Consider the following 10,429-nt stretch of genomic DNA (forward strand, 5'->3'; position numbering starts at 1 on the left):
TCCTGCGCCTGCTGCCACTCGGCCTGCGCCTGCGCGACCGTCGCGTGCGCGGCACCGAGCGTCGCGGCGACCCGTCGAGCCGTCGCCACCGACGGACCGGGCGTCGCTGCCGCCGCGTCCGCCTCGGCGAGCACCGCCGCGAGCGCCTGCCGGGCCGCGTCGTCCGCGACCTTCCCCTCGCTCGCCGCGAGCGTGGCGCGCGCCTGCTCCGCGAGCGCCGCGAGCGTCGCACCCGCCTCCTCACGGGTCGTCGCCGTCACGGCCCTGCCGACGGTCGCGTCCGACGCGCCCCACAGGGCAGCGTCCGCGTCGCGCGACCCGACGGCGTCGTCGACGCGCACCACGGCGGCCTGCTCGGCCCGCTCCCGCTCCTGGTGGTCGACGTGCGCCCACGCCCCGGCACCGCCCCCGACGAGGGCGACGACGGCCACCGCTGCGGCGACGAGACGGAGCTGGATGCGGGACTCCCGAGGACGTGGACGGCCGTGCGCGTGCCGTCGTTCGGCGGCCAGGCTAACCAGGCCGCGGTGCCCGCGCCCATCGGCCGCGCGTCACCGCGGGCATGACCGCAGGTCACGCCCGCCATACGGAGGAACCGCTCGGCGGCGTCTCAAGAGCGTCCGCGCGACCGACGATCCACGGGTATGAGCGAGGACCGGACGTCCCCCGCGCAGGCCGCGACCATGCCCGGCCTGCGCCCTCTCACGCTCGGCGAGCAGGGTCACCTCGACAGCCTCCGCGCCCACGTCCGCCGCAGCCGCACCGACGTCACGGACGTCGCCGACGTCGCCCGGCTCGTGCACGAGACGTTCACCGGCTGGGCCGGCGACGCGGGCGCCGCGGTGCCGGAGGGCGTGGTGGCGGCGCTCGGCGTCGTCGTCGGCGACCTCGTCGTCGCGCGCGCCCCCGGGGCGCACTGGGTGCTGCGGACCGCGGGCCCCACCCCCACGCCGTGCGTCGTGTCGCCCGACGGCGAGGCGGCCGTCCTGCCCCTCGACGACATCCGGGCGCGCTGGGACATCGGCGTCACGCCCGACTGGGCGTCCGGCTACGTCGCGGCGGCCGCCGCCCATCTCGCGGTGTCCGGCCTCCCCACGGAGGACGCCGACGAGGCACCCGCGTTCGAGGTCCCCCAGCAGCGCACGCCCGCGCCCGCGGCGGCCCTCCCCCGTCGCACCGCGGCGCCGGCCGCCGACGACGCGCCCGCACCGGCGACCGGGTACCGCACGCCCGGCGACCTGCCCGAGCCGCCGTCACCCGCGACCCAGGACCTCGGCCTGCGCGCCCTCGAGCACGCGCTCGACGCCGTGCTCGGCGGCGAGTGCCCGCTCGTGACCTTCGCGATGACCCACGACGGTGTGCACCGTGTCGTCCAGACGTTCCCCGGCGACTCGCGCGAGTCCGCGGACCGCGCGCGGGCCTGGGTCCGGGCGTCGGGCGCCGCGGCGGCGGTCGTCGCGTGGGAGGGGGAGCTGCCGGGCGACGAGCCGGGCACGCACGCCGTCGTCGTCGAGGCGTCGGGCCCGGGCCGGCCCAGCATGGTCGTCGGTCACCGGTACGCGCCCGCGAAGACGAGCGGCGAGGGGCGTGCGCGCGCACCACGTCCGGTCGGCGAGCCGATGATCGTGGGCCAGGGCGACCCGCTCCTCTGACCGACGTGGCAGTCCGCGGTCGTCCCCCCGCGTGACGGCCGGCTCGGCCGAGCGGCGGACGTGACCCGCCGTCCCGCGCGCGACCGGGCGGGTGACCGCCGGACAATGAGGACGACACCTCCCGACCCCGCTGCCAGGATCGCCGACCATGACACGCCAGCACCTCACGAAGACGCTGGTCTCCTGGGCCTCGATCCTCGACGACAAGGCCCGCGACCAGGCCGTCGCCACGTCCACCATGCCCTTCGTCTACCCGCACGTCGCGCTCATGCCCGACGCGCACCTCGGCAAGGGCGCCACCGTCGGCTCGGTGATCCCGACCCTCGGCGCCCTGATCCCCGCGGCCGTCGGCGTCGACATCGGCTGCGGCATGATCGCCGTCCGCACGCAGTGGACGGCCGAGCAGGTCCGCGCCGCCGGCTCGCTCACGCCGCTGCGGCAGCGGATCGAGCGGACCGTCCCGCTGTCGGCGGGGGCCGCGAACCAGCGCCTCACGCCCAGCGCGGAGGCCCGCGTCGCGACGCTCGAGGCCGCCGCAGAGAAGGCGGGCTTCGACCCCGGCGCCTACGCGGGCCGGTGGGCGCTGCAGCTCGGGTCGCTCGGGTCCGGCAACCACTTCATCGAGGTGACCGCCGACGAGAGCGGCACCGTCTGGCTGTTCCTGCACTCCGGGTCCCGCGGCGTCGGCAACAAGATCGCGCAGCACCACATCCGGGTCGCCGCCGAGCTCTGCCAGAAGTGGTGGATCTCCCTGCCCGACCGCGACCTCGCCTACCTCGTCGAGGGCACGCCCGAGTTCTGGGCCTACGTGCGCGAGCTGCGGTGGGCGCAGGAGTTCGCGCGCCTCAACCGCGAGGAGATGATGGACCGGGTCGTCGCCGCGATCGCCGAGCACATGGGCGAGGACGTCGTCGAGGCCGAGCGGGTCAACTGCCACCACAACTTCACGGAGCAGGAGACGCACTTCGGCAAGTCCGTGTGGGTGTCCCGCAAGGGCGCCATCCGCGCCCGCGCCGGCGACGCCGGGCTCATCCCCGGGTCGATGGGCACCGCGTCGTACGTCGTCGTCGGCAAGGGCGACCCGCTGTCGCTGTGCTCGTCGCCGCACGGCGCCGGGCGTGAGCACTCCCGGACCGCGGCCCGGAAGCTGTTCACGCGCGACCAGCTCCGGCAGGCCATGGCGGGGATCGAGTACCGCGACACCGACGCGTTCCTCGACGAGATCCCCGCCGCGTACAAGGACATCGACCGGGTCATGGCCGACGCCGCCGACCTCGTCGAGGTCCGGCACGTGCTGCGTCAGCTCGTCAACGTCAAGGGCGACTGAACCCGACCGTCGCCCTCGACGTCGCCGTCCGGGCCCGGCGGCACGGCACCACGCCGTCGCCGCCGGGCCCGCCACGTCCCCCGGCGGGCGCCGTCAGGCGCGCGGTACCAGCGGGCGCCGTCGGACGTCGTACCAGCGATCGCCGTCGGACGTCGTACCAGCAGGCGGCCTCAGACGCCCGACCGACGGGCGCCGTCAGACGCGGTACCAGCGCGCGCCGAAGCGGCGCGTCACCGAGCGGCCGCTGATCTCGGCGAGCTCGTCCAGCCGTGCGAGGACGGCCCACCCGATCTGACGCGCGGCCTGGTCGTCGTCCGCCTCGTACCGCACGGTGACGCGAGCCTCGCCTCGAACGACCTCCACGTCGTGCGCCTCGACCGCGGTGCGGGCCCGCGCGACGGCGACAGCCTCGGGCAGCACGTCGGGGGCCGCGACGCCGGGACGCAACGTGCCGACGGCGGCGCGGACGCGGTAGGACGGCACGGCACCCCTCTCGGCAGGTCATGGCGAGGTCCGCCGTGAGGTCCGGCGCACGCGCCCCAGGGTCGCACGCCGCGGGGCACGCGCCCGCCCGGCGCCGAGACGGTCACGGCGTCGACACGGTCAGGCCGTCGCGACCGACAGGCCGTCGGGACGGACAGGCCGTAGCGACGGACAGGCCGGCGGGACGGTCAGGGCGCCGGGACGGTCAGGGCGCCGGGACGGTCACGGCGTCGGCACCTGGACGAGCTGCCACGACCCCGCAGCCACGAGCAGGCCACGTCCGGGGACGCCCGCACCCAGCGCGGACCGCGGCAGACGCAGCCCGAACAGGTCGCCGTCGTTGGGCGACGACGGGGCGAGCAGCAGGCCGTTGCGCGACTTCTTCATCGTGGCGGCCGGCCCGCGGTAGCCGCTCGACAGCTCGTCGGCCGACCCGGCCGCGACCACCAGCCCCGGCCGGTCCCGGAGCGCGCCGAGGTGCGCGACGATCGCGTCCGCGAGGGGCCCGTCGGTGCCGACCAGCTCGAGGTCGTCGACGAGCAGCACCGTCGGGGTGTCCCCGGAGGGCACGAGGCCGGCGAGCATCTCGGTGATGTCGTCCCGGGACGCGTCGAGGTCGAGCGACCCCAGGACGCCCGGGTGGTCGGCGAGGTCGCGCAGGGGGCTGCGACGCGGCGTGACGATCCCGACAATCCAGCCGCGCTCCAGCGCGGACGTCCCCATCGTGAGCAGCGTGGTGCTGCGCCCGGACCGGCGCGGCCCGACGACGAGCACCCCAGGCCCGTGCTCCTCGGTGTCGAGCCCGAACAGCGTGAGCGAGTCCCCTCCGACACCGGCAGGCAGCGCCGTGCGGCCGAGCAGGCCGCCGCCGAGCGCGTGCGCCTCGGCGAGCGTCAGGCGCGCGGGGAGCGGGTCGACCCGGAACGGGACCTGCCCAGCCGGTGCCGACGGGGTGCGCGGGTCGGCGGCGTGCCGGGCCGTCGCCTCACGGGCGAGCCGCTGCAGCTCGGCGACCTGTGCCGGCCCCGACGTGTCCTCGACCAGCAGGGCCACCTGCAGCTCCTGGCTGCCCTGCGACCGGAACGCCCGCCCGTCGGGCAGGTTCGTCGGGACCTCGCGCGGGGCCAGCCCGACGGCGCCGTAGTCACCCACGTCGGACATCGGCAGCATGACGCGGTCCTCGGTGAGCGTCGAGACGCGGCCCGCGAGCAGCGACCGGTCACCGCTCACGACGACCTTGACGCCCGCACCCGGGCCCTCCTGCAGGATCTGCGTCCAGAGGTCGACGAGGGCCCCACCGTCGTAGTCCTCGAACGCCTGGATGAACCCCTCCCACCGGTCGAGCAGCACCAGCACGTACGGGAGGCGGTCGTCGGGCGCGACGCCCGCGCGCTGCTCGGCGACGTCGGCGAACGACTGCTCGGCGAGGACCTGCTGCCGGCGGGAGATCTCGGCGCGCAGCCGCCGGGTCAGCCGGGCGACGCGGTCGGGCTGGTCGCGCGGCACGACCGCACCGGTGTGCGGCAGGGCCACGAGCGGGAGCAGCGCGTTGTTCCCGAAGTCGAGGCCGTACACGTGCACGTCCCGCGGCGACACGCGCTCCGCGACCGCCGCGGCGAGGGCGCGCAGCACGGTCGACCGGCCCGTGCGCGGGGCGCCGACGACAGCCAGGTTGCCGGCCGTGTCCAGGTCGTAGGTCGCGACGTCCCGGCGCTGCTCGGCGGGCAGGTCGACCAGGCCGTACGGCAGGTGCAGCGGTCGCGCGGCGAGCGCGGCGCCGCCCTGCGTGGTCAGGTCCGCGGTCGTCACCGTCGTGGACAGGGCGGGCAGCCACGGCGGAGGCGGCGCGGCGACACCGGCGAGGTCGGCGGCGGCGCGCACTGCCTCGACGAGCGCGGCCAGGTCCGTGGGCGCGTCGTCGTCGTCCTGCTGCGCGCGCGGCGGGACGGCGGGCGGGCGGCCCACGTCGCCCCACGTCAGCGGGGCGAGCGTCACGCTGTCCGCCGGACCCGACGCTCCCGGCGGACGACCCCCCACCCGCGACGACTGGAACGCGACGAGACTCGAGTGACCCAGCCGCGCGTACGCGCGACCGGGCAGGCTCGGCGCGATCTCGGCGGCGTCGCCCGACTCGATGACGTCCTGGCTGTCGTTCTTGTCGGTGACCCGCAGGGCGATCCGCAGGTTGGTGTTCGACTTGATCTCGGCGCTGACGACGCCCGCGGGCCGCTGCGTCGCGAGCAGCAGGTGCACGCCGAGCGACCGGCCCCGGCGGGCGATGTCGACCAGGCCGGTGACGAAGTCCGGCAGCTCCCCGACGAGTGCGGCGAACTCGTCGATGACGATCATGAGGCGCGGCATCGGCGCGTCGTCGGGACGGCGGCCCGCGAGGTAGTCCTCGATGTCCTTCGCACCCGCACCGGCGAGCTGGTGCTCGCGGCGGCGCAGCTCGGCGGCGAGGCTGTCGAGCGCGCGCCGCGTCAGGTGCTCGTCGAGGTCGGTGACCATGCCGACGGTGTGCGGCAGGTGGTGGCAGTCCTTGAACGCGGCGCCGCCCTTGTAGTCGACGAGCACGAACGTCATCTCGTCCGGGCGGTTCGCGACCGCGAGGGACGCGATGAGCGTCTGCAGGAGCTCCGACTTGCCCGAGCCCGTGGTGCCCGCGACGAGACCGTGCGGGCCGTCGGCGCGCACGTCGACCGTGAACGGCCCGTCGGTCGTCTCGCCGATCACCGCGCGCGTCGTGCGGCCGCCGCGCGCCCACACCTGCGCGACCGCCTCCGCCCGCGGCGGGTCCAGCTCGAGCACGTCGAGCAGGCGGGACGACGTCACGAGCGTCGCCGCCAGGTCCTCCGAGCCGATGTCACGGATCGGGGCCAGCGACCGGCCGAGCCGCTCGAACCAGCCCCGCGGGACGACGTCGGCGCGCACGCCGTCGACCGGCTGCCGGCCGGCGACCGACACCGTCGTCCGCGGACCGTCGACGACGACGACCGCCTGGCACTCCTCGGGGAGCTGCCGCTCCTGCGCGTCGACGCAGACGAACATCACGCCGACCGCCGGTCCCTCGCGCAGCAGGGTCACGAGCCCCGGGAGCAGCCGGATCCGCCGGGCTCCGTCGAGGACGACGAGGACCGGCGCCCCCACCGGCTCGCCCCGCATCCCGTTCCCTCGTGCGGCCGACCGGCGGCGCTCGACGAGGTCGAGCAGCTCGGCGACCCGGCGGGCGGTCGTCTCCTCGTCGTTGCCGACCGCGGCGACCGGGCCCGCGTCGCGGCGCGCGTGCGGCAGCCAGCGCACCCAGCTCCACGCGTCGTCGCCCTGCCCGTCGGTCAGCACGACGACCGAGACGTCGGCGGGCGAGTGCGCGGTCACGACCTGCGCGAGCATCCACGCGGCGACCGCGCGACGCTCGTCGGCCGGTCCGGCGACGCCCGTGACACCGGCAGCGGCGAGCGGGACCGCGACGGGCACGTCGGCGGCGCTCCAGTGCCGCTCGCGCTCGTGGTCCTCGCGCGCCGGGTCGTGCAGCGACACCTCGCTCTGCACGTCCGCGGTGCCGATCCGCGCGAGCATCCAGTCGGGGTCGGTCCGTCGCCGCTCCCAGAGCCGGGCGCGCGGTCCCGTCGCGAACAGCAGGACCGAGGCCGGGTCGGGCAGCTCGCGGCGGCGCGCGGCGCTCTCCTCCCCGAGGGCGTCGTAGGCCTGCCGCTCGATGCGGGCCGTGCGCTCCGCGTAGGTGCGGACGGCCTCGACGTGCTGCGTGCGACGCGTGCCCCGGGAGGAGACGTAGTTCGACACGGCCATCATCGGCGACAGCACCATGATCACGAGGCCGTAGGGCGACTTGGTGAACAGGTACATCGCGACGCCCATGACCAGGGGCAGGACCATCATCGCGAGCGGGAACCGCAGCTTGTCGGGGCTCTTCGGCTCGGCCGGCAGACGGAAGTCGGTGGGACGCAGCGGCGGCAGGAGCCGCGGCGGCCGGTTGTAGTCGAGCGTGGCACCCGCGGGCGACGGTGACAGCGACGCGTCGGCGGGCAGCACGTCGGCGGTCTCGAGGACGACGTCGCCCACGACGAGCGACTCACCGGGTCGCCAGGGCCGCGGGCCGTCGAGCACCGTGCGGTCGACGTGCACGAGGGGGCGGTCGAGCTCCGGGTCGACCTCGACGACGCCGTCGAGCCCACGGCGGGCGTCGGCGAGCCGTCGCGCGTACCGCTTCGACGCCGTGCGCGGGGCCGCGTCCGCGTCGGGACGGCGCACGACGATCGGCCCGTCGAGCGGACGCCGTCGCGCCGGGGCGGGCCGGGTGACGCCGAGGACCGACGGCTCGGGGTGCAGGGTCCGCGACCCGTCGAGCCCGACCTCGAGCACGACCGCGGACGGCGGGACGTCACCGTCGACGGGCACCGACGCCGACGCCCCGCTGCCGATCACGTGACGCCCGACGCCGAGGCGGTGCACGCGGCCGGCGCCGGGGCCGGACACGACCCGCACCTCGCAGGTGCCCAGCGGCTCGTCCCAGGGGTCACCGGGATCCGCACCCACACCGACGACCGACCCGTGACGCAGCGGGCACGTCTCGACCGGCTCGTCGGGGTCGAGCTCGCGTCCCCGCCACCAGAGCGGGGGCGCGTCCTGGCCCCACGGCTGCACCTCGACGACACCGAGGTGGCCCGAACCCCGCGGCACGACACGCGCGTGCGCTCCGGACGTGTGCCGGGCGACGGCGCGGGCGACGTCCCGCACGCGCGCGCCGGGCGCGCAGTCGAGCACGACGTCGACCGGCTCGGACGCCGCGTCGAGCGCAGCGCTGAGGATCAGTCGCACTCGTCTGCCCTTCTCGTCGCGGACCCCGCCGCAGACACGTCCGGCCCGCCGCGACGGGCGGGCCGGACGTGTCGACGCTCAGATGCGGTCGCCCTCGCCGGTGGCCGCCGCGATGTTGTTGTGGTTGGTCCGCACGTCGCTCGCGGCGCCGTCGAGCGCCTCCTGCAGACGGTCGAGGTTGGCGCGGTAGTCCTGCCACAGCGAACGGAAGTCGTCGGCGTACTTGCCGGTCCACTCCGTGGCGTTCAGCCCCTGGTCGACGTGCGACTTGATGTCTGCGGCCTGCTGGGCGTTCTGCTGGAACGTCTTGAACAGCGCCTGGAGAGTGCTGAGCTCGGCACCAACTGCCACGGTGGTTCCTCCTCGGTACGAGCGCCGCCCGGTCGGGCGACGCGACATGCGGACATTACCGGCAAACCCCACCGCCACGGGCGGGTGTCACCCGGTCAGGCCCCCGAGCCCCCGGCCTCGGACGGCTGGGGCGCGAGGTCCTCGACGACCGCGAGGGTCGCCGGGCTCATCGCGGGGACACCGGCCGCGCGCAGGGTCGCGGCGAGGTCGCCCGCCGCCTGCCGGACCGCGTCGGGCCCGCCGACGAGCGCCGCCGCACGCATCAGGTCGCGCCACAGCAGCTCCTCCGTGGGCGCGAGGCGCAGCCCGGCCCAGGCGGCGGCCTGCGCGGCGCCCGGGTCGTCGTCGTGGTGGCACAGCACGACGAGCCGGTGCACCGCGTCGACCAGCAACGCGCGCGACGCCCGCTCGAGCCGCACGCGCGCGAGCCACGCGTAGCGTCCCGAGGGCCGCACCGACAGCACCGTGCCGTGCGCGAGCTCGAGGGCCGCGGCGAGGTCCGCGCGCTCGGCCTGCGGGCTCGCGGCGCTGCGGGACCGTGCGAGCAGGGTCGTGACGACGTCCCAGTCGACGACGGCCTCCGGCCCGAGCGCGACGCGGCCGTCCGCGCCACGGACCAGGCGGGGACGTCCCGACGCGTCGGTGCCGAGCCAGCGGGCCGCCCGGTCGAGCGTGCCCTCGCGCACCTCCGCCGTCACCCCGCCGGGCCACAGCGCGGCGGCGAGCACGTTCACGTGGACGCCCTCCGGGTGCAGCGCGAGGTGGACGACCAGCTCGGTCAGCAGCGCGCGCCGGCTTTCGTCGAGGACGCCCGGGCTCTCGACCCGGGGTTCCCCCAGCACCAGGACGCGCACCGGCGCCGCCGCGAGGTCGTCCGGGGTCCGCGGCCGCACGGGTGCCGCGACGTCGGGCCGCTCCACGGCCCCTTCGTGCGCGACCGCGTCGTGCCGCGCGTCGAGGGCCGGGGCCGGCTCGGGCGCCTCGGTGAACAGCTCGTCGAGGGCCGCCACCTGCCGCGGCGTGAGGCGGTTCGACTGCACGTCGACGCCCAGCAGGCGGGCGACGAGGCGACCGTCGGGCTGCGCGACGAGCTGCCAGCGCGCGCCGGGCAGGTCGCCGACGCACACGACGCCGAGCGGCGACCGCCGGTCCGTCGTGGCGGTCGCGACGACCTGGTCGGCCAGGGCAGCGGTCGGCGCCGCGCCCAGCACGAGGTACTCGGGCACCCACGTCGTCGCACCGTCCGGCCGCACCCGCCCGGACAGCACGTCGCCGTCGTGGGTCACGGCTCGACGGCCGCCGAGCCGGTCCAGCACGTCGGACGCGGACGCGGCGCGGGCGTACCGACCACCCGGCAGGGCGTCGAGGCCGTCGGGCAGGTCGACGCCGGTGACCCGGAGCCCGTCGGACCAGCGGTTCGTCGCGAGCTCGGCGGCGAGCGCGGTCGCGACCTCGCGCGCCACCTGCGGGTCGCCGACGACGCAGACGGGTCCCTGCGCGCTCTCGAGGTCGAGCAGGACGTCCCGGCCCTGCGCGTCCCGGCCCAGCGAGACGAGACCCGGGAACGGGGCCGGACCGCCCGCCAGCGCGGCGTCGACGTCGTCGGCGGCGAGCCGCCACGTCGAGCCGTCGGCGGCCGCCTGCCACGGCGTCGGCGCGTCGGGCGTCGACGGCGACAGGCGCAGCTCGAGCGCGTCGTCGGAGACGACGGCCGCGACGACACCCGGCAGGGGCCGGCCGGTCGCGCCGTGGGCGGCCGCGAGCTGCCGCAGCCCACGGT

Annotated in this window: 6 protein-coding genes and 1 pseudogene; 2 read left to right on the plus strand and 5 right to left on the minus strand. The window is 76.7% G+C overall.

The window, feature by feature from the left end:
• Positions 1-431: pseudogene (locus tag CTKZ_RS10405) on the minus strand (M15 family metallopeptidase); the annotation flags it as partial.
• Between the two features lie 213 nt (positions 432-644).
• On the opposite strand from CTKZ_RS10405, the gene CTKZ_RS10410 reads away from it, so the two are divergent.
• Both CTKZ_RS10410 and CTKZ_RS10415 read left to right on the plus strand, forming a co-directional pair.
• Positions 645-1,652, plus strand: a complete 1,008-nt coding sequence (locus tag CTKZ_RS10410; protein WP_124342889.1) for a DUF3806 domain-containing protein — start codon at positions 645-647, stop codon at positions 1,650-1,652.
• Positions 1,653-1,800: 148 nt separating this feature from the next.
• A complete protein-coding gene (locus CTKZ_RS10415; RefSeq protein ID WP_124342890.1) occupies positions 1,801-2,979 on the plus strand; it encodes an RtcB family protein in 1,179 nt (392 codons plus the stop codon).
• A 195-nt stretch (positions 2,980-3,174) separates the two neighbouring features.
• Here CTKZ_RS10415 and CTKZ_RS10420 read toward each other — a convergent pair whose 3' ends face one another.
• The 4 genes from CTKZ_RS10420 to CTKZ_RS10435 all read right to left on the minus strand — a co-directional run.
• Positions 3,175-3,462, minus strand: coding sequence for a hypothetical protein (locus CTKZ_RS10420; protein ID WP_124342891.1), 288 nt, complete (start codon positions 3,460-3,462; stop codon positions 3,175-3,177).
• A gap of 222 nt (positions 3,463-3,684) precedes the next feature.
• Complete coding sequence (locus tag CTKZ_RS10425) at positions 3,685-8,298, minus strand: FtsK/SpoIIIE domain-containing protein (RefSeq protein WP_124342892.1); 4,614 nt, start codon at positions 8,296-8,298, stop codon at positions 3,685-3,687.
• 78 nt (positions 8,299-8,376) lie between these two features.
• Positions 8,377-8,649, minus strand: a complete 273-nt coding sequence (locus CTKZ_RS10430) for a WXG100 family type VII secretion target (protein WP_160142877.1) — start codon at positions 8,647-8,649, stop codon at positions 8,377-8,379.
• Positions 8,650-8,744: 95 nt separating this feature from the next.
• Positions 8,745-10,429, minus strand: a 1,685-nt coding sequence (locus CTKZ_RS10435) for an AfsR/SARP family transcriptional regulator (protein WP_200829703.1), incomplete at its 5' end; no start/stop codon positions are given.

Origin of the sequence: Cellulomonas algicola, from assembly GCF_003851725.1 — a bacterium.
Classification (GTDB): Bacteria; Actinomycetota; Actinomycetes; order Actinomycetales; family Cellulomonadaceae; genus Cellulomonas; species Cellulomonas algicola.